Raw genomic sequence first — 17,668 nt, 5'->3', positions numbered from 1 at the left:
CTGCTACGAGTTGTTTGTTGCGACTTGGCTCCGGTCTTGCAAGACTCATCCGCACGATTCACCGGGCGGAAGCGCTGGCGCAGCCATGGATTTGAATACCATCACGACGGTCGCCCATCCGCAAACGCGCGCGGAGCTGCCCGCCTGGACGGCAGGCGATGCCTGGCTTGCGGGCGGCACTTGGCTGTTCTCGGAGCCACAAGCCCATTTGAGGCGGCTGATCGACCTCACCGACCTGAAATGGCCGGCGCTGACGATCACGGACAGCCATCTCTCCATCGCTGCCACCTGCACCGTTGCACAGCTCGATGGTTTCGCCTGCCCGCCCGATTGGCTTGCTACGCCGCTGATCGGCCAGTGCTGCCGTGCCTTCCTTGCCTCGTTCAAAATCTGGAAAACGGCGACAATCGGCGGCAATCTCTGCATGTCGCTGCCGGCCGGTCCCATGATCTCGCTCACCGCGGCGCTCGACGGCGTCTGCACGATCTGGAAGGCCGGCGGCGGCGAGCAGAAGATTCCGGTCGTCGACTTCGTCACCGGCAACCAGCGCAACCGCCTGACGCCGGGCGATCTGATGCGACAGATTGATATCCCGATCGCCGCGCTGAAGCGTCGCACTTCGTTTCGCCAGATCTCCTTGGCGCCGGTCGGCCGCTCCGCGGCGCTCCTGATCGGCAGCCTCGATACCGACGGCACATTGGCCCTGACGGTGACCGCATCGACGGTGCGACCGATCCAGCTATCCTTCTCCAAGGCCCCGGACGCGAGCGCGCTTCGCGACGCCATCATGCAGCAGATCACGGATGAGCTGTACCACACCGACATCCACGGCAAGCCGCTCTGGCGCAGGCATATGACGCTACGGCTCGCCGAGGAGATCCGCAGCGAATTGCCGGGGGCTACGCCGTCATGAGTTTTGAGGTCAACGGCACCACGTTTCCGCAGGAACCGCGCGCCGGCCAGTGCCTGCGCACGTTCCTGCGCGAGCTCGGCCATTTCGGCGTGAAAAAGGGCTGCGATGCCGGTGATTGCGGCGCCTGTACCGTGCTGCTCGACGGCGAGCCGGTACATAGCTGCCTGATCCCGGCGTTCCGCGCCGAGGGCCACGTCGTCACCACGATCGAAGGGCTGGGCGGGGAGAGCGGCGCGCATCCGATGCAGCAGGCCTTCCTCGATGCGCAGGGCTTTCAATGCGGCTTCTGCACCGCCGGCATGATCCTGACCTGCGCCTCGCTCAACCAGGCGCAGCGCACCGATCTGGGCTCCGCGCTGAAGGGCAATATCTGCCGCTGCACCGGCTATCGTGCGATCGAGGACGCGTTGCTCGGCAGGACCAATGTCGAGGCGAGCGTGGCGCCCGGCGCCGCGTTCGGCCGCAGTCTGCCGGCGCCGGCCGGCCCCGATGTCGTGCGTGGCAAGGCGCGCTACACGTTCGACACGCAGATCGACGGACTGCTGCACATCAAGCTGCTGCGCTCGCCGCATGCGCATGCCAAGATCGTCGCGATCGACAAGGCGGACGCCCTTCGCGTCCCCGGTGTGCACGCGGTGCTGACGCATGAGGATGCACCCTCGGTCCTGATGTCGACCGCCCGGCACGAGAAAGACTGGATGGATCCCGAGGACACCCGCATTCTCGACGAGGTCGTCCGCTTCATCGGCCAGAGGGTTGCCGCGGTCGTCGCCGAGAGCGAGGCCGCCGCCGAGGAGGCGTGCCGGCGGATCAAGGTCGATTACGAGATCCTGCCTGCGCTGATTGATCCCGAGCAGGCGATGGCGCCGGGCGCACCAATCATTCATCCCGACCGCACCACCGCGAACCGTATCGCCGATCCCCAGCGTAACCTCGCGGCGGAGCTTCATGGCGAATATGGCGACGTCGCAGCGGCGATCGCCAGCTCCGCCGTCACCTATGAGGCCACCTTCCACAGTCACCGCGTGCAGCACGCCGCGCTGGAGACCCATGGCGGCCTCGCCTGGCTCGATGATGCGGGCGTGCTCAATGTCCGCACCTCGACGCAGGTGCCGTTCCTGACCCGGCGCGCGCTGTCGGACATCTTCCAGCTTCCGATGGAAAAGGTCCGCGTGTTCTGCGAGCGCGTCGGCGGCGGCTTTGGCGGCAAGCAGGAGATGTTCGTCGAGGACATTCTGGCGCTCGCCGCGCTCCAGACCGGACGTCCGGTGAAGCTGGAGCTCACCCGCGAGGAGCAGTTCATCGCGACCTCGACGCGGCATCCGATGCGGGTCCACATCAAGGCCGGCGCCGACGCCGGCGGCAAGCTCACCGCGCTTCAGCTCGACGTGCTCTCCAACACCGGCGCCTACGGCAATCACGCCGGCCCGGTGATGTTCCACGCGCTGTCGGAGTCCATCGCCGTCTACAATTGTCCGAACAAGCGGGTCGAGGGCTACGCCGTCTACACCAACACGGTGCCGGCGGGTGCGTTTCGCGGCTATGGCCTGCCGCAGACGCAGCTCGCGATCGAGGCCGCGATCGACGAACTGGCAAGGCAACTCGGCATCAGCCCCTACGAGATACGCCGGCGCAATATCGTCAGGGAGGGCGATCCCATGCTGTCGCCGCCGCCGTCCGAATTCCACGACGTGCTCTACGGCTCCTACGGCCTCGACCAGTGCCTCGACCTCGTCGAGCGCGCGATGCAGGCCGATGGTCCACAGCCGGAGCTGTCGCCGGATTGGCTGATCGGCGACGGCGTCGCGCTGACCATGATCGATACGGTGCCGCCGGCCGGCCACATCGCCGATGCCATGATCACGCTCAACGACGACGGCGGCTTCGACCTCACCGTCGGCACCGCCGAATTCGGCAACGGCACCAGCACCGTGCATCGGCAGATCGCAGCGACCACGCTCGCGACCACCGTCGACCGCATCCATCTGCGTCAGTCCGACACCGCCCATGGCGGCCACGACACCGGCGCCTATGGCAGCGCCGGCACTTTCGTTGCCGGCAAGGCGACGCATGCAGCCGCGATGCAACTCGCCACCGAGCTGAAGGCGGCCGCCGCCGGCGCGTGGCTTTGCGATGTCGGGAGCTGCGCGCTGGAGGGTGAGTCGGTCGTCAGCGGCGTGCGGCGCATGTCCTTTGTGGAGTTGGCGAAGCGCGCGCGAGAGCGCGGACGCCCGTTCACAGCGCACGGCAGCTCCGGCGGCACGCCGCGCTCGGTCGGCTTCAACGTCCAGGGCTTTCGCGTCGCCGTGAACAAGGGCACCGGCGAGCTCAAGATTCTCCGCAGCGTGCACGCGGCGGATGCCGGCGTCGTCGCCAATCCCATGCAGTGCCGCGGCCAGGTCGAGGGCGGCGTGGCCCAGGCGCTTGGGGCTGCGCTCTACGAGGAGATGGTGATCGACGCCGAGGGGCGCGTCACCAACCCGAAATTCCGCGACTATCACCTGCCGTCTTTTGCCGACGTGCCGCGCACTGAGGTGTTCTTCGCCGAGACCTCAGACACGATCGGGCCGTTGGGTGCGAAGTCGATGAGCGAGAGCCCGTACAATCCGGTCGCCGCCGCGCTGGGCAATGCGATCGCGGACGCCACCGGCATCCGCTTCACCGCGCCGCCGTTCAAACCGGACCGGCTGTTTCCGGCCCTGCTCGAGAAGTTTGGCGGCTAGCTGCCGCGATATGTCGCATAGCTCCAGGGCGTGACCAGCAGCGGCACGTGGTAGTGGCCTTCCGGCTCGCTGATCGCAAAGCGCAGCGGGATTTCGTCGAGGAACGGCGGATCTGGCGTCTGCACGCCTCGCTCGGCGTAGTATTTTCCGATGCTGAATTTGAGCTCGTAGCGGCCGATCGGCAGCGGACGACCGCCGATCAGCGGCTGGTCGGTGCGGCCGTCGGCATTGGTCGCCGCTCGCGCGATCACGCGATCCTCGCCGAGCTTTGCGAGTTCGACAAGCTCGAGCGCAATACCGGGCGCGGGTTTGCCCGCGTGATTGTCCAGCACGTGAGTCGAGAGCCGGCCATGTACCTTCAGCCTGTCTTCGGCGATGACCAGCTGATCGAGCCGCAACGCCGAGATGCGGCCAATCTCCTCGATCGCGCGCCGCGTCTCGGTCTTCGCAATGTTGCGCAAGCGCGTCTCGAAATCGTGGAGGATGGAGTCCCTGGTGTGACGACGCACGCAGACGATGTAAGGGAAACCAAATTTCTCGCGATAGGCGTTGTTGACGCGCTCGAACGCGGCGTATTCGGCATCGGACAAGCGGTCGAGGCCGGCGCTGTTCTGCTCGTCGGCCGATTCCGCGGTGAGACCCGCGGCACGCTGGGTCTTGTTGGCGAGATCGGGATGCGCGCGGATCAGCGCGAGCTGGACGTCGGGTTCGGCGCTCTGGATCGCCGCCATCAGCGCGGTGTGCAACTGGACGATGCCAGCGAACGGCCGCTGCTCGGCAAGCTTCTCCGCAGTCCACGGCGAATGTTCGACGACATTGGCGAGCGCGGCGACGAAATCGGCCTTGCCTGCGGCATTGAGATCGGCGAGCGAAATTTGCGGCATCGCCGTCATCCGATCTCGAACGCGTCGGCCGCAAGATGCGCGTGCTTGTCGTGCCAGTGCTGCGCGATCTGCAGCCGCGTCGGCACCCAGACGCGCTCGTGCTTGCCGATGTAATCCAGGAAGCGGATCAGCCCTGCGGCGCGGCCGGGACGTCCGGCGAGACGGCAGTGCAGCCCGACCGACATCATCTTCGGTGCGGTCTCGCCTTCCGCATAGAGCACGTCGAAGGCGTCCTTGAGATAAGTGTAGAACTGTTCGCCCTCGGCAAAGCCTTGCGGATTGATGAACCGCATGTCGTTGGCGTCTAACGTGTAGGGAACGATGAGCTGCTTGCCTTTCGCGCCCTTGACCCAATAGGGCAGATCGTCGGCGTAGGAGTCGCAGAGATACAGGAAGCCGCCCTCCTCCATGACTAGACGGTTGGTGTTGATCGAGGAGCGCCCGGTATACCAGCCGAGCGGCCGCGAACCGGTCGCCTCGGTATGGACCCGGATCGCTTCGGCGATCTCGGCGCGCTCCTGCGCTTCGGTCATGTCCTTGTGCTCGATCCATTTCAGGCTGTGGCTGGCGATGTCCCAGCCCGCCTCCTTCATGGCCGCGACGATTTCCGGATTGCGCTTCAGCGCGGTGGCGACGCCGAACACGGTGGTCGGCCATTTGCGTTCGCTGAACATCCGCCACAGCCGCCAGAAGCCGGCGCGCGAGCCGTATTCGAACATGGATTCGATATTGGAATGGCGCTGGCCCGGCCAGGGCTGGGCGCCGAGCACGTCCGACAGGAACGCTTCCGAGGCGCGGTCGCCGTGCAAAATGTTGTTCTCGCCGCCTTCCTCGAAATTGACGACGAACTGCACCGCGACCCGCGCGTCGCCGGGCCATTGCGGGTGTGGCGGGTTGCGGCCGTAACCGTGGAGATCGCGCGGGTAGCGGGGTTCAGTCACTCAGACTTCCTCGAAGCGGATCGGCAGCGCGCCCTTCCACAGCACGCTCTTGCCGAGGGTTGCGAGGTTTTCGAGACCTGATGTCAGCGTGATGAAGTGATTGCCGGCGAGCTGGCCCATCTTGCTGGCGAAATGCACGCCGCCATAGGCGAGCAGGATCTCGGTCTCGCTGATGCCGCCGGGATAGAGGATGATCTGGCCGGGCGCCGGATAGCTGGTGTGGTTCTCGTAGCCGACGCCGAAATCGAGATCGCCGAGCGGCATCCACACGCCCTCGCCGCTCCAGCGCACATGGATGATGTGGCTTTCGAACGGCAGCGCCTTACGGAAGGCGGCGACGGTCTTGGGCGCCAGTTGCTCTTCGAAGCGAGCATCGAAGGTGAAATCACCGGCGCGGATAACGAGTTTGCTCATCTCATCTCTCTGGATCGGGGCCCTGGCCCCTCGGGGAACTTTCAGGCAAAGAGCATTCCATGGGCCGTTGCGCAAGTGGCGCGGGGCCGTCACCGGCGGTCGTAGGACCAGCCGAAAATGCCGCTCCGCCGCACTTCCTGCTCCGCCTCGGCGGCTGCTGCCGGCGGCGTCTCCTTCAGCTCGGCCTGCAGCGGTGGCGCGGGCAGAGCCGGCAGGTTCTCGCATTTCATGGAGTAAACCAGCTTGCCGTCCGCAGTGCGCCCGATCGGGGCGCAGGGGTCCGGATGCGCCGCCGCGGTCTTCGGTTTGACTTGCGCGGTCGCCGGCGAGGCGATCAGGAGAAGGACCAGCAGACATCTCGACATCGTTGTCGCCCGAAAACGCGATTGTCGCCCATTCAACCGGATTGCGCCGGTCGAGTCCACCGGAGCGGTAGGGCGATTGCCGAATATTTAGCCGAGCCCAACAAATGTGCTCGCCCCATCGTGATGGCGCGGCTGCTGATATCCGGCAGAAGGCATCGCCATGTCAGCCGCGACGACGAGCACATGTTTCACAGCCGGACGTCATCATGGGAGAAACAACGATGCGAAAGACGTTTGCCGTTCTCGCCGTCACACTGATTGCCGCCGCCACGATCCAGACCGCCGCGGCGAGCCACCGCCACCACAAAGCCAAGGCCCAACCAGCTCCCATCACCCAGTCGGTCCGCGGCTCCAATGCAGCGGTCTGGCCATCGCAGCCGGCCACACCCGACTGGTCGCGCTATGCCAACGGCGCGGTGTCGGCCCCGGCGGGCCGCTAACGCCCGGAGGTCCAGGGCGATCGAGCGCAACTGCTTCAACAGCGTCATTGCGAGAAGTCCTTGCGACGAAGCAATCCAGACTGCCGCCATGGAGAGATTCTGGATTGCTCCGCTGCGCTCGCAATGACGAAGCAAGTTGAACGGTCGCCATCATCAAACTCACATCTCGACTCGCAGACACGCCTTCGCATCCTCGCGGCCTGCTTCGCCCGAGCTTTGCCTGGTCATTCCACCCTCTTGAGCCAAGAGGGCGCAGGGAAGGCCGGGTGCCGGCTGGCACCCGCGGTCCGCTGCGCGAAAGGCACACGCAGGAAGAACCGCACAGCAGCATACAGGTGAAGCCCAACACACGGCCTTCCCTGCGCGATGGTCGGACGGCTTATGCCGTGCTCTCCCGGGAGCCGAGTTCGTTCTGGCCTCCCTCACCCTCGCAGAAGTCACCGGCCATCGCGCCGGTTGGCGCGACCGCCGCATCCGCCAGGGCTTGACCGTAGCAACGACGGCCAGGACCACACGGTTTTGCCGTACGCGCGGCTCGTTGGCGCCACAGCGGCCGACGGCGTTGTGCACGTTGCCATCGACATGTTGGCGCGACGAACCTGACAGCGCCGTCCGTCCGCGCGAAGCCTTACGGGCTCACGGAGAGCAATCCGCCCTGCCCCAGACCTCTCGCGCCCGACGCTGCCGCGTCCACCGCAAGCCCGGCTCGCGAACATAACGACCACACGATCGCCCCTCAAGGATGAGCCGGGATGGGCGATACATACGACAAATCCGAATTTCGGTAAAGTAGAATATTTTTGCAACGACGGATTGACAAGTGTGCGACACAGGGTCAATCGCGGGCTCCCCGGGCCGGAAGCAACGAAAAGGGGCGGCGCAAGGCGCCGCCCCTTCTGGCGAACCCAATCGCCTAGTAGGGATAGTAGCGCGGACCGTAATAGGGACCGCCGCCGTAATAGCCCGGGCCGCCGTAGTAAGGACGCGCGCCATAATAATAGTTGTCGTAGTACTCCTGGCGCCGGCTCTCGGCGATCGCGCCTCCGATCAGACCTGCCGCGGCGCCCATGAACGCGAGGCCTGCGGCGCTCGGCCCGCGTCGATAATGTCGATAGTAATGACGGCGTCGGGCGCTGAAATCGGTGGCGTCGGATGAAGCCGGACTTGCCGCGGCGGTGGGCGAGGTCTTGGCGATCACGGGAGACGCCGCAGCCGACGGCGACACTGAAGCTGCAGCCAAGGCGAGGCCCGCGAACGCGGCCAGCGCGGTAGCGCGGCCAAACCTGGAATTGCCGGGTCTATTGCTCATCTTGACGTCCTCTGTTCTCGCCCAAGTTCTGTTCTCGCCCAAGTTCTGTTCTCGCCCAAGTAAGGACCTATGCAACATGACCTAACGCACAAACGGCCGAAATGGTTTCATGGTCGCGGCAATCTGCCACGCTTTGAACGATTGTAAACCGAACCATCCGATCCAGCTTGCGCCACTCAACCTGAGCGGTTAATGAACAGCCGCGCCGTTTTCCGGTCGCCGTAAGCGTTCACGTGAACCAACGCATCAACCGACGCCGTCGGGATCGATGCCATTTGACAGAGTTCTACGTGACTGACGCGTCCTTTTCCTCAAGAGAAGTCAGATGATTGCGGTTCGCAAACTGCCGGCGCGCTATGCGTCGATCGTGATGCCATTCGTGCTGTCCATCCTCATGACGGCCGTGGTGTCGGTCATTTCGACGCTGCGGAGCCTCGGTGCGACGCCGGCCTTTCTGGCAACCTGGCCGGGCGCCTGGGCGCTGTCATGGCTCGTCGCCTTTCCAACATTGCTGCTGGTGCTGCCGCTGGTCCGCCGGATCGTGGCCTGCCTGGTCGCTTCCCCTCCTCAACCAGGCCGCTAGCCGGCGCGGGCGGCGCGATGCCCGCCATCCCGCTTCGAGATTGCTCACAGCCTTGGACCAAGCTTCTACACTTCCCACCTCTCCGGTCGCGCTGTCGCGACATCCGCCGCTGCTGCTCTACATCGCCTCGCGAAGCCTGTCGGAATTCTCCTACCAGGTCGCCACCGTGGCGGTGGGCTGGCAGATCTACGCGCTGACCGGCAGCGCCTTCTATCTGGGTCTTGCAGGCCTCGTGCAGTTCGTTCCGAGCGCCCTGCTCGTCTTCGTCGCCGGACACGCGGCCGACCGCTACGACCGCCGGCGCATCGTCCAGCTGTGCGAGCTGGCGCAGGGCCTCGCCGCCGGCTATCTCGCCATGCGCCTGCTCATGGGAACGCTGACCGCGCCCGAGATATTCATCGTGCTCGGCATGTTTGGCCTCGCCGGCGCCTTCGAGAGCCCAGCTTCGTCCGCCCTGCTGCCGGCCGTGGCACCGGACGGCATGCTGCAACGGGCGACGGCGCTTTCGACCGGCGCCTGGCAGGCCGCGACCATCGGCGGCCCTGCCATCGGCGGGCTCGCTTATGCGCTGTCACCGAGCGCGCCATTCATGCTGATGGCAGTGCTGTCGCTGGTCGCGAGCGGCCTCAGCGGCCTGATCCGGGTCGAGCGGACTGCGGCCACCGAGCACGAGGGTGTCGACGGTCTCTTCGCCGGCCTGCATTTCGTCCGCAGCAATCCTGCGATCCTCGGCACGATCTCGCTCGATCTGTTCGCGGTCCTGCTCGGCGGCGCCACCGCACTGCTGCCGATCTATGCCAAGGACATTTTGCAGGCCGGGCCGTGGGCTCTGGGCGTGATGCGCGCCGCACCGGCGGTCGGCGCGCTGCTCATGACCGCATTGATCGCGCGCCATCCGATCACGCAGCGTGCGGGCCTGCGAATGTTCCAGGCCGTGATTGCCTTCGGGCTCGCGACCGTCGTGTTCGCGCTGTCGCGCAACGTCTGGCTCTCGATCCTCGCGCTCGCCGCGATGGGCGCCGCGGACACGATCAGCGTCGTGGTACGCGTCGCGCTGGTGCAGCTCGCAACGCCGGACGCCATGCGTGGCCGCGTCGGCGCCGTCAATTTCCTGTTCATCAACGCCTCGAACCAGCTCGGCGAATTCGAGAGCGACATGGCGGCGGCCCTGCTCGGCGCAGTGCCGGCGGCAGCGCTCGGCGGCATCGGCACCATCGCAATCGCGCTGCTGTGGATGAAGCTGTTCCCGGTGCTGCGGGAGGTCGATCGGCTGGAGTGAGGCTTCAATCCTCCCCTGGAGGGAAGGGCAAGCGCATATGGCTGCGTACGATGCGGCGGCATCGGTGCTGGACTCCCTCTCCCGCTTGCGGGGGAGGGCTGGGGTGGGGGTCTCTCCGCGTCGGGATTCCAAGGGATTGCGGAAGACGTCCCTACGTGGCGAGAGCCCTCACCCGCCGCGCTCTGCGAGCGCGTCGGCCTCTCCCGCAAGCGGGAGAGGCGGAGCAAGCCCGCGGACAGTCCTCGTGAAATCCATATGCGATTGCCCTGCCCTCCAGGAGAGGGTGGCACCGAAATCGCCGCTCGATTGCTTACGACAGCGCCCCCAGCACGCCGCGCGTGGCCTTGTCGATCTCCTCAACATAGCGGCGGCGGGCGAAGTTCTCGGTGAGAAAGCCCACCACCTTACGGCTGTCGGTGGAATCGACCACCGCCAGCATCTCGGCTTCCGCCTCGTCGAACACCGCCATCGCCGACTTCACATTCATCTCCGGGATCAGCACGATCTCGGTCAGGCGCGCAAGCTCGATCACCTGGATGTCGTCGGCAATGGTGTCGAGATCGCTGGAGAACAGATCGGGCAGCAGGACGAGGCCGACATATTCGTCGGCATTGTTGACGACGACGATTCCGGGCCGCGAGCCCAGTGCGAATTCGCGGCGCGCGGCGGCGATCGTCGTGGTCGACGGCACCTTGCCGACGTCCGAGCGCATCAGCCGCTCGACCGTGAGGTTGCGCAGCCAGCCGACGTCGTTGGCGCTGCGGATGGTCTCGCCGCGCAGATGCAGGCGCCAGGTCGAGAAGGAGTGGCCGAACATGAAGCGGACGCAGATCGAGGTGACGATGCAGCCGGCCAGCACCACGGCGGTGACGTCGACATTGCGGGTCATCTCGAGCACGAGAAACGACATGGTCAGAGGACCGCCGACGATGGCGACGCCGAGCGTCGCCATGCCGGTCAGCATCGCGACCAGCGGATCGATCACGAAATTCGGACTGATCAAGAGCAGCACCGCCGAGAAGAACTTTCCGATCAGGCTGCCGACGAACAGCGAGGCGAAGAACAGGCCCCCACGGAAGCCCGAGGCGAGCGAGATCAGGCAGGCCGTCACCTTCAAGGCGATGATCAGCGCGATCAGACCGATCGCCATGTCGTGAAACAGATCGAGCACCATGGCGCCGTGGCCGGCCGCCAGCACCTGTGGCGTGAGGATCGCAAAGCCGCCGACAATGAGGCCGCCGATTACCGGGCGCAGCCAGACCGGCAGCCAGGAGAACAGGCGCTCGAACATCGGCGAAGAGCGCATCACGGCGATGCCGACGCCGCTGGTGACGAGGGCGAGCCCGATCAATGCCAGATACTGCTCGACACCGACGGCGCTGACTTTCGGGATCTCCAGCGAGTATGGCGCGCCGCCGAGCCATTGCGCGGTCAGCGCACCCGCGAGCGAGGCCGCCAGGATCGGCGCGGCGCTGCCGACGGAATAGACCCCGACGATCAGCTCGCAGGCGTAGAAGGCGCCGGTGATCGGCGCCCCGAACGCCGCCGCGATCGCCGCGGCGGCGCCGCAGCCGACCATCAGGCGCAGATCGTTGCGGCGGAGATTGAAGAACTTGCCGAGCAGCGAGGCGATGCCCGAGCCGATCTGGGTATAGCCGGCCTCGAGGCCGACCGAGGCGCCGCAGCCGTTCGAGATCAGCGTCTGGCTCGACACCACCACGCTGTCGCGCATCGAGAGATTGCCGCCGCGCAGCGCGTTGGCCTCGATCGGGTCGACCGCGTTCGAGATCTTCATGCGCCTGCGCGACCATTCCATGATGCCGAGCGCCAGTCCGCCGAGCGCCGGCGCGAGCAGCGCGGCCCAGGCGCTTACGCGCGTATTCGCGGACAGGCGGACATCGATTGGAATACCGTAGATCACGACATGGGCGATCTGCGCGATCTCCGCCATCAGCGTCACGATCGCGCCGGCCAGCGTGCCGATCACGAGCGCCAGCGGGATCAGGTAGAACTCGTTGCTGCGCAGCAGCGCGCGGAGCCGAACCATGGTGCGGTTCGTCCCCTTGCGATCGACGAGATGTCTGATCCGCACGAACACCTTTTGTCCGCCCTACCCTTCCGACAGGCCGTAGCCGGCCATGCGCTGGCGGACCCGCTCGATCTCGTCGCTGGAGAGCAGCGGCGGTTGTCCGATCTGGAGGCAGCCGTGATATTGCCGTGCCAACGTCTCGACCTCGACGGCGAGCCACATGGCCTTGTCCAGCGTCTTGCCGATCGCGATCATGCCGTGATGGTCGAGCAGGCAGGCGAGCCGGCCCTCGAGCGCCCGCACCGCATGTTCGGACAGCTCCGCCGTGCCGAAGGTGGCATAGGGCGCGCAGCGGATGCTGTCGCCACCGGCGGCCGCGATCATGTAGTGCACCGGCGGGATCGCCATGCCCATGATCGCCAGGATGGTGCAATAGGTGGGATGGGCATGGACGACGGCGTTGACGTCGGGCCGCGATTTCAGGATGTCGCGATGGAAGCGCCATTCGCTGGACGGCTTCTGATCGGGCGGATGCGCGCCGTCCATCGCCATCAGCACGATCTGATCCGGCGTCATGGCCTCATAGGGCACGCTGGTCGGCGTGACGAGGAGCCCGCCCGCATGCCGGACGCTGATATTGCCTGATGTGCCCTGGTTGATGCCGAGCGCATTCATGCGGCGGCAGGCGTCGATGATGGCCTGTCTCTTGGCGAGTTCGTCCGCTGTCATCGACATCTCGACTTCATCTCGACCTCTTGCGATGGGCGCTTGTGAGAGGGGAAGTACGTCAAAGCAATATGGCAGTGCAAGAAAAAGCGGCCGGCATCGGCCACCGTCGTGCCGCTGGGCCTGATAACTTAATAAATATGCTGCAAAATCAATAAATTAGCAGATTGCCGCAGCCTTACGACGGGCTCGCCCGGACCGCTGCAATCCCGTTGATCACGAACTGCACCGAATAGGCCGCGAGCAGCATGCCGAGCACGCACGAGAGCACGGCATTTCCGGTCCGCCCAAGGGTTCGCGCGAGGGTTCGCGCGATCAGGTGAGCCGAGACAAAGCACAGCATGCAGAGCAGGCACACGCAGACCACGACCGCCATGATGATCGCGAACCTCGCCCCATGGACGGCGAAGTCGAGCATGTTCCGGTGGGCTCCTGGACGCTGGAACGATGGCGGGCGGACCGACTTAGCCCGGCAGAACGGGTTTTGGAAATCACTGGAGACGATCAATGAGCGACAGCGGAATCGGAATGCTGCTCGGCCAGCTCTCGGCCAATCTGCTCTGGCTCTGGTTCATCGGAGCCTTCCTGCTTGGTGCCGTCCTCGTCTATGGCGTGATGAAGGCCGGCCATCTGCGGCGCAGCGAGCGCGCGCAGCTCGATCGCAACACCGAGGCGCAGCAACGGCAGGAAGATCCTTACAAGCGTCCGACCTGAGCGATTGCCGCGAGCGCCGGTTGCAGTTTGGAACTTTCGTTCTTCGAGGGGTTTTGATCGCCTGAGGATTGAGGAAGGCAACGCCTTCCCGTGTCACCTCAAGAGGAGGACGTATGGCTAAACGAGCGAAGAAACGCACAACAAAGAAGACCGCGGCGCGCCGACCGCGTCAGGCGCCGAAATTGCTGAGCGACCTGTTTCTGGAGACGCTGAAGGACATCTATTTCGCCGAGAACAAGATCATCAAGACGCTGCCCAAGATGGCCAAGGCCGCGAATTCGAAGGATTTGGCGGCGGCCTTCAACAAGCATCTGCGCGAGACGCAGGGTCAGGTCAAACGGCTCGACCAGATCTTCAAGATGCTCGGCAAGCCCGCGCGGGGCAAGCCGTGCGAAGCGATCAACGGGATCACCGACGAGGGCGCCGAGATCATGAAGGAGTTCAAGAACGCCCCTGCCCTTGACGCTGGCCTGCTCTCCGCGGCACAGGCCGTCGAGCATTACGAAATCTCCCGCTATGGCACGCTGCGCACCTGGGCCGAGGAGCTCGGCATGCAGGATGCGGCAAGGCTGCTCCAGGCGACGCTCGAGGAGGAAGAGGCGACCGATCACACGCTGACCGAGCTCGCCACCTCCGTGATCAACCTCGAAGCGGAAGAAGAGTATCGCGACGCGGCCTGATGCCGCGCCGCGCTGCACGGAACGCCGCGGCCCAAGCCGCGGCGTTTGCTTTTGGGATCGCACGATGGCGCATGGCACGCCAGCGCCGCCGCACTGGATTTCCCGGGAACCAGCCCCATATGCTGGCTTTCCCACCACCGAGTCCGCATCATGCAACCCAAAAATCCCCTCGACTGGATGCTGTCCGAAGCGCTGGACCAGCTGACGCGCGCCGACCGGCTGCGCCAGCAGTTCGGCCGCCAGGAAGCCTGCTGGGAGCCGCCGATCGACGTGCTCGAGACCGAGCATGAGCTGTTGATCCTGGTGGCGCTTCCCGGCGTCAATCCGGACAATGTCGAGACGGTGATCCATGACGGCGTGCTCATCATCTCCGGCCAGCGCACACTGCCGCCGGAGCTTCGCAACGCCCGCATCCACCGGCTCGAGCTGCCGCAGGGGCGTTTTGAGCGCCGCATTGCATTGCCCATCGGCCGCTACGCCATCAGCCGCTTCGTGATGGACGGCTGCGTCGCACTGCGCCTCGCCAAATCCTGAGGTCGATCATGGCCACCGAACAGATGAATACCGCACAGACCAATTCCCAGAACGGTCCAGACGTGAAGATCCCCGAAGACGCACTGATCATCATCCCCGTCCGCGAGATGGTGCTGTTCCCCGGCGCCATCGCGCCGATCTCGATCGGCCGGGCGAAGTCCATCGCCGCCGCACAGCAGGCTCTGCGCGAGCAGCGGCCGGTCGGCATCGTCCTGCAGCGCAGCCCCGAGACCGAGGAGCCGGGGCCGGACGACCTCTACCGCGTCGCGACCATCGCCAACATCGTGCGCTACATCACCGCGCCTGACGGCACCCATCACATCGTCTGCCAGGGCGTGCAGCGCGCGCGCATCCTCGACTTCCTGCCGGGGACGCCGTTCCCGGCGGCGCGCATCCAGCAGATCCCCGAGCCGACCATGACTTCGCCCGAGATCGAGGCGCGGGCGCTGAACCTGCAGCGCCAGGCGATCGAGGCGATCGAGCTGCTGCCGCAGGCGCCGCCCGAGCTGGCCGCGATGTTCCAGGGCACCAGCGCGCCCGGCGCGCTGGCGGATCTCGCGACCTCGTTCATGGATATCAAGCCGCAGGACAAGCAGGAGGTGCTGGAGACCGTCGACCTCGCCTTGCGCGTCGAGAAGGTGTCGAAGCACCTGGCCGAACGGCTGGAGGTGCTGCGCATCTCCAACGAGATCGGCCAGAAGACCCGCGCCAGCTTCGACGAGCGGCAGCGCGAGGCGATCCTGCGCGAGCAGATGGCAACCATCCAGCGCCAGCTCGGCGAAGGCGACGGCAAGGCGGCCGAAGTCACCGAACTGACGGCGGCCATCGCCAAGGCCAACATGCCTCCGGAGGCCGAAGCGCATGCCAAGAAGGAGCTGCGCCGCTACGAGCGCATGCCGGAAGCCGCCGGCGAAGCCGGCATGGTCCGCACCTATCTGGACTGGTTGATCGAGCTGCCTTGGGCGCTGCCCGAGGAGAAGACGATCGACATCAAGGAGGCGCGAGCCATCCTCGATGCGGATCATTTTGGCCTGGAGAAGATCAAGAGCCGGATCATCGAATATCTGGCGGTGCGCAAGCTCGCGCCCCAAGGCAAGGCGCCGATCCTGTGCTTCGTCGGGCCGCCCGGGGTCGGCAAGACCTCGCTCGGCCAGTCCATCGCGCGTGCGATGGACCGCCCCTTCGTGCGCGTCAGCCTGGGCGGCGTACATGACGAGGCCGAGATCCGCGGTCACCGGCGCACCTATATCGGCGCGCTGCCCGGCAACATTATCCAGGGCATCAAGAAGGCCGGCGCCCGCAACTGCGTCATGATGCTGGACGAGATCGACAAGATGGGCCGTGGCGTGCAGGGCGATCCCTCGGCCGCCATGCTGGAGGTGCTCGACCCCGAGCAGAACGGGACGTTCCGGGACAATTACCTCGGCGTGCCCTTCGACCTGTCGCGCGTGGTGTTCATTGCGACCGCCAACATGCTGGACCAGATTCCCGGTCCGCTCTTGGACCGCATGGAGCTGATCAGCCTTGCCGGCTACACCGAGGACGAGAAGCTGGAGATCGCACGGCGCTATCTGGTGCGGCGGCAGCTCGAGGCCAACGGCCTCTCGGCCGAGCAGGCCGAGATCGAGCCGGAGGCGCTGAAGCTGATCGTCAAGGGCTATACCCGCGAAGCCGGCGTGCGTAATCTCGAGCGCGAGATCGGCAAAGTCTTCCGCCATGCCGCAGTGCAGGTCGCCGAAGGCTCGGCTGCGAAGATCGTGGTGAGCCCGAAGGACATCGGCACCGTGCTGGGACAGCCGCGCTTCGAGGGCGAGATCGCACAGCGCACCAGCGTTCCCGGCGTCGCGACCGGTCTTGCCTGGACGCCTGTTGGCGGCGACATCCTGTTCATCGAGGCCTCGCGCGTGCCGGGCAAAGGCGGGATGATCCTGACCGGCCAGCTCGGCGAGGTCATGCGCGAGAGCGTGCAGGCCGCGCTGACGCTGGTGAAGAGCCGAGCCACCCAGCTCGGCATCGATCAGTCGATGTTCGAGAAGAGCGACATCCACGTTCACGTCCCCGCGGGTGCGACCCCGAAGGACGGGCCGAGCGCGGGCGTTGCGATGTTCACGGCGCTGACCTCGCTGCTCACCAACCGCACGGTGCGCAGCGACACCGCGATGACCGGCGAGATCTCGCTGCGCGGCCTGGTGCTCCCCGTGGGCGGCATCAAGGAGAAGGTGGTGGCTGCGGCCGCCGCGGGCCTGAAGCGGGTGATGCTGCCGGCGCGCAACAAGCGCGATTACGACGACATCCCGAAGAGCGCGCGGGACAACCTCGAATTCATCTGGCTGGAGCGCGTCGACGAGGCTATCGCCGCAGCGCTCGAGCCTGATCAAGCCAAGGTCGCAGCGGCGGAGTGATGCGAATGAAGAAACTGCTGGAAAAAGCGAGGCGATCGCGGAAGACGCAGCGGCTGCGCCGGCTGCTCGATCGCGCCATCGACCGGGTGCGCGATGCGCTCGCGGGACCCGAGCCGCGGCTTCAGCCGATCCCGGTCCGGATCAAACGTCGCAAGGGCTGAGCCCCTCCGCCTCAGCCCTCACGATCGTCGAATACAAAAGGCCCCCTCTCATCGAGGGGGCCTTTGCGTCATCAGCCCACGGCGTCCTTGGCGGCCTTGACCGGGCGGGCACGAACGATCTTGCGGGCCGGCTTGGCCTTGAACATCATCTCTTCACCCGTGAACGGGTTGGTGCCCTTGCGCGCCTTGGTCGCGGGCTTCTTGATGACCACGAACTTGGCGAAGCCCGGCACCAGGAACAGGCCGTTCTTCTTGAGCTCCTTGTGACCGACGTCGGTCAGCGTCTCCATGACGTTCTTGACGTCGCGCTTGGAAAGCTCGGTGGCGGTCGCAATCTTTTCGATCAACTGCGATTTCGACATTTGGGTTGGCATCGTGTCTCCTCTGATTCGTTGCCGGTTGCATATTAGACCAACCGGCGAAGGCCTAGAGCCTTCTGCACAGTTTTGTCGCGGTTTTACGGGCTTTTTTGGCCCTCTGTGGCAAAAAACCCTGCTTTTTAGCTGCTTCCTGAGCGGGAGAAGCCTCGGGCAGCGGTTTTTGCCTTGTTTCAAAGGCCCGCAAGCCATCT

18 protein-coding genes and 1 pseudogene are annotated in these 17,668 nt (G+C 65.5%); 10 read left to right on the top strand and 9 right to left on the bottom strand.

Annotated elements, in window-relative coordinates; genetic code table 11:
- The first annotated feature begins 85 nt into the window (after window positions 1-85).
- The gene (locus tag JJB99_RS13030) at window positions 86-913 is read left to right on the top strand and encodes an FAD binding domain-containing protein (RefSeq protein ID WP_200499127.1); all 828 of its coding nucleotides are present in this window, start codon (window positions 86-88) and stop codon (window positions 911-913) included.
- Window positions 910-3,636: a molybdopterin-dependent oxidoreductase gene (locus JJB99_RS13025; protein WP_200499126.1), complete on the top strand. Its 2,727-nt coding sequence runs from the start codon at window positions 910-912 to the stop codon at window positions 3,634-3,636. Before JJB99_RS13030 ends, JJB99_RS13025 begins: the two co-directional genes overlap by 4 nt.
- Here the strand turns inward: JJB99_RS13025 and uraD are convergent.
- The 4 genes from uraD to JJB99_RS13005 form a co-directional block, all read right to left on the bottom strand.
- On the bottom strand, window positions 3,633-4,520 hold the full coding sequence (gene uraD / locus JJB99_RS13020; RefSeq protein WP_200499125.1) for a 2-oxo-4-hydroxy-4-carboxy-5-ureidoimidazoline decarboxylase: 888 nt from the start codon (window positions 4,518-4,520) through the stop codon (window positions 3,633-3,635). The two genes, JJB99_RS13025 and uraD, sit on opposite strands and share 4 nt — an antisense overlap.
- Window positions 4,521-4,525: 5 nt before the next feature.
- Window positions 4,526-5,461, bottom strand: a complete 936-nt coding sequence (gene puuE / locus JJB99_RS13015; protein WP_200499124.1) for an allantoinase PuuE — start codon at window positions 5,459-5,461, stop codon at window positions 4,526-4,528.
- Window positions 5,462-5,875 (bottom strand): DUF3830 family protein, encoded by a 414-nt coding sequence (locus tag JJB99_RS13010; protein WP_014493672.1) that lies wholly within the window; start codon window positions 5,873-5,875, stop codon window positions 5,462-5,464.
- Window positions 5,876-5,964: 89 nt separating this feature from the next.
- Window positions 5,965-6,240, bottom strand: a complete 276-nt coding sequence (locus JJB99_RS13005; RefSeq protein ID WP_200499123.1) for a hypothetical protein — start codon at window positions 6,238-6,240, stop codon at window positions 5,965-5,967.
- Between the two features lie 221 nt (window positions 6,241-6,461).
- Here JJB99_RS13005 and JJB99_RS13000 point away from each other — a divergent pair, with 221 nt between their 5' ends.
- Window positions 6,462-6,680, top strand: coding sequence for a hypothetical protein (locus tag JJB99_RS13000; RefSeq protein ID WP_200499122.1), 219 nt, complete (start codon window positions 6,462-6,464; stop codon window positions 6,678-6,680).
- A 913-nt stretch (window positions 6,681-7,593) separates the two neighbouring features.
- Here the strand turns inward: JJB99_RS13000 and JJB99_RS12995 are convergent.
- The gene (locus JJB99_RS12995) at window positions 7,594-7,989 is read right to left on the bottom strand and encodes a hypothetical protein (protein ID WP_200499121.1); all 396 of its coding nucleotides are present in this window, start codon (window positions 7,987-7,989) and stop codon (window positions 7,594-7,596) included.
- 325 nt (window positions 7,990-8,314) lie between these two features.
- Here JJB99_RS12995 and JJB99_RS12990 point away from each other — a divergent pair, with 325 nt between their 5' ends.
- Both JJB99_RS12990 and JJB99_RS12985 read left to right on the top strand, forming a co-directional pair.
- Window positions 8,315-8,572 carry a DUF2798 domain-containing protein gene (locus tag JJB99_RS12990; RefSeq protein ID WP_200499120.1) on the top strand — a complete coding sequence of 86 codons (258 nt, stop codon included), beginning with the start codon at window positions 8,315-8,317 and terminating at the stop codon, window positions 8,570-8,572.
- A gap of 52 nt (window positions 8,573-8,624) precedes the next feature.
- The gene (locus JJB99_RS12985) at window positions 8,625-9,851 is read left to right on the top strand and encodes an MFS transporter (protein ID WP_433995764.1); all 1,227 of its coding nucleotides are present in this window, start codon (window positions 8,625-8,627) and stop codon (window positions 9,849-9,851) included.
- A gap of 310 nt (window positions 9,852-10,161) precedes the next feature.
- Here JJB99_RS12985 and JJB99_RS12980 read toward each other — a convergent pair whose 3' ends face one another.
- The 3 genes and pseudogenes from JJB99_RS12980 to JJB99_RS12970 all read right to left on the bottom strand — a co-directional run.
- The gene (locus JJB99_RS12980; RefSeq protein WP_200499119.1) at window positions 10,162-11,949 is read right to left on the bottom strand and encodes a chloride channel protein; all 1,788 of its coding nucleotides are present in this window, start codon (window positions 11,947-11,949) and stop codon (window positions 10,162-10,164) included.
- Window positions 11,950-11,961: 12 nt separating this feature from the next.
- Window positions 11,962-12,615: an L-fuculose-phosphate aldolase gene (locus JJB99_RS12975; protein WP_200499118.1), complete on the bottom strand. Its 654-nt coding sequence runs from the start codon at window positions 12,613-12,615 to the stop codon at window positions 11,962-11,964.
- A 169-nt stretch (window positions 12,616-12,784) separates the two neighbouring features.
- Window positions 12,785-13,057: pseudogene (locus JJB99_RS12970) on the bottom strand (MarC family protein); the annotation flags it as partial.
- A gap of 56 nt (window positions 13,058-13,113) precedes the next feature.
- Between JJB99_RS12970 and JJB99_RS12965 the strand changes: the two are divergent.
- The 5 genes from JJB99_RS12965 (at window position 13,114) to JJB99_RS12945 (ending at window position 17,097) form a co-directional block, all read left to right on the top strand.
- Window positions 13,114-13,320 carry a hypothetical protein gene (locus tag JJB99_RS12965; RefSeq protein ID WP_200499117.1) on the top strand — a complete coding sequence of 69 codons (207 nt, stop codon included), beginning with the start codon at window positions 13,114-13,116 and terminating at the stop codon, window positions 13,318-13,320.
- Between the two features lie 113 nt (window positions 13,321-13,433).
- On the top strand, window positions 13,434-14,000 hold the full coding sequence (locus tag JJB99_RS12960) for a ferritin-like domain-containing protein (protein ID WP_200499116.1): 567 nt from the start codon (window positions 13,434-13,436) through the stop codon (window positions 13,998-14,000).
- Between the two features lie 150 nt (window positions 14,001-14,150).
- Complete coding sequence (locus JJB99_RS12955; RefSeq protein WP_200499115.1) at window positions 14,151-14,534, top strand: Hsp20/alpha crystallin family protein; 384 nt, start codon at window positions 14,151-14,153, stop codon at window positions 14,532-14,534.
- A gap of 8 nt (window positions 14,535-14,542) precedes the next feature.
- Window positions 14,543-16,936 (top strand): endopeptidase La, encoded by a 2,394-nt coding sequence (lon, locus tag JJB99_RS12950; RefSeq protein ID WP_200499114.1) that lies wholly within the window; start codon window positions 14,543-14,545, stop codon window positions 16,934-16,936.
- A 5-nt stretch (window positions 16,937-16,941) separates the two neighbouring features.
- A complete protein-coding gene (locus JJB99_RS12945; RefSeq protein WP_200499113.1) occupies window positions 16,942-17,097 on the top strand; it encodes a hypothetical protein in 156 nt (51 codons plus the stop codon).
- Between the two features lie 71 nt (window positions 17,098-17,168).
- Here the strand turns inward: JJB99_RS12945 and JJB99_RS12940 are convergent, their stop codons facing one another.
- Window positions 17,169-17,471 (bottom strand): HU family DNA-binding protein, encoded by a 303-nt coding sequence (locus JJB99_RS12940; RefSeq protein ID WP_018320691.1) that lies wholly within the window; start codon window positions 17,469-17,471, stop codon window positions 17,169-17,171.
- Window positions 17,472-17,668: the final 197 nt, after the last annotated feature.

This window comes from Bradyrhizobium diazoefficiens (assembly GCF_016616235.1).
Lineage (GTDB): Bacteria > Pseudomonadota > Alphaproteobacteria > Rhizobiales > Xanthobacteraceae > Bradyrhizobium > Bradyrhizobium diazoefficiens_H.
Note: the sequence above shows the minus strand (reverse complement) of the source record. Positions and strands in the feature narration are given on the sequence as shown.

Excerpts from the sequence above, each read along its gene's own strand:
- JJB99_RS13030 (WP_200499127.1), top strand. The coding sequence starts at position 86 with ATGGATTTGAATACCATCACGACGGTCGCCCATCCGCAAACGCGCGCG.
- JJB99_RS13025 (WP_200499126.1), top strand. The coding sequence starts at position 910 with ATGAGTTTTGAGGTCAACGGCACCACGTTTCCGCAGGAACCGCGCGCC.
- uraD (WP_200499125.1), bottom strand. The coding sequence starts at position 4,520 with ATGCCGCAAATTTCGCTCGCCGATCTCAATGCCGCAGGCAAGGCCGAT.
- JJB99_RS13010 (WP_014493672.1), bottom strand. The coding sequence starts at position 5,875 with ATGAGCAAACTCGTTATCCGCGCCGGTGATTTCACCTTCGATGCTCGC.
- JJB99_RS13005 (WP_200499123.1), bottom strand. The coding sequence starts at position 6,240 with ATGTCGAGATGTCTGCTGGTCCTTCTCCTGATCGCCTCGCCGGCGACC.
- JJB99_RS13000 (WP_200499122.1), top strand. The coding sequence starts at position 6,462 with ATGCGAAAGACGTTTGCCGTTCTCGCCGTCACACTGATTGCCGCCGCC.
- JJB99_RS12995 (WP_200499121.1), bottom strand. The coding sequence starts at position 7,989 with ATGAGCAATAGACCCGGCAATTCCAGGTTTGGCCGCGCTACCGCGCTG.
- JJB99_RS12990 (WP_200499120.1), top strand. The coding sequence starts at position 8,315 with ATGATTGCGGTTCGCAAACTGCCGGCGCGCTATGCGTCGATCGTGATG.
- JJB99_RS12975 (WP_200499118.1), bottom strand. The coding sequence starts at position 12,615 with ATGTCGATGACAGCGGACGAACTCGCCAAGAGACAGGCCATCATCGAC.
- JJB99_RS12965 (WP_200499117.1), top strand. The coding sequence starts at position 13,114 with ATGAGCGACAGCGGAATCGGAATGCTGCTCGGCCAGCTCTCGGCCAAT.
- JJB99_RS12960 (WP_200499116.1), top strand. The coding sequence starts at position 13,434 with ATGGCTAAACGAGCGAAGAAACGCACAACAAAGAAGACCGCGGCGCGC.
- JJB99_RS12955 (WP_200499115.1), top strand. The coding sequence starts at position 14,151 with ATGCAACCCAAAAATCCCCTCGACTGGATGCTGTCCGAAGCGCTGGAC.
- lon (WP_200499114.1), top strand. The coding sequence starts at position 14,543 with ATGGCCACCGAACAGATGAATACCGCACAGACCAATTCCCAGAACGGT.
- JJB99_RS12945 (WP_200499113.1), top strand. The coding sequence starts at position 16,942 with ATGAAGAAACTGCTGGAAAAAGCGAGGCGATCGCGGAAGACGCAGCGG.
- JJB99_RS12940 (WP_018320691.1), bottom strand. The coding sequence starts at position 17,471 with ATGCCAACCCAAATGTCGAAATCGCAGTTGATCGAAAAGATTGCGACC.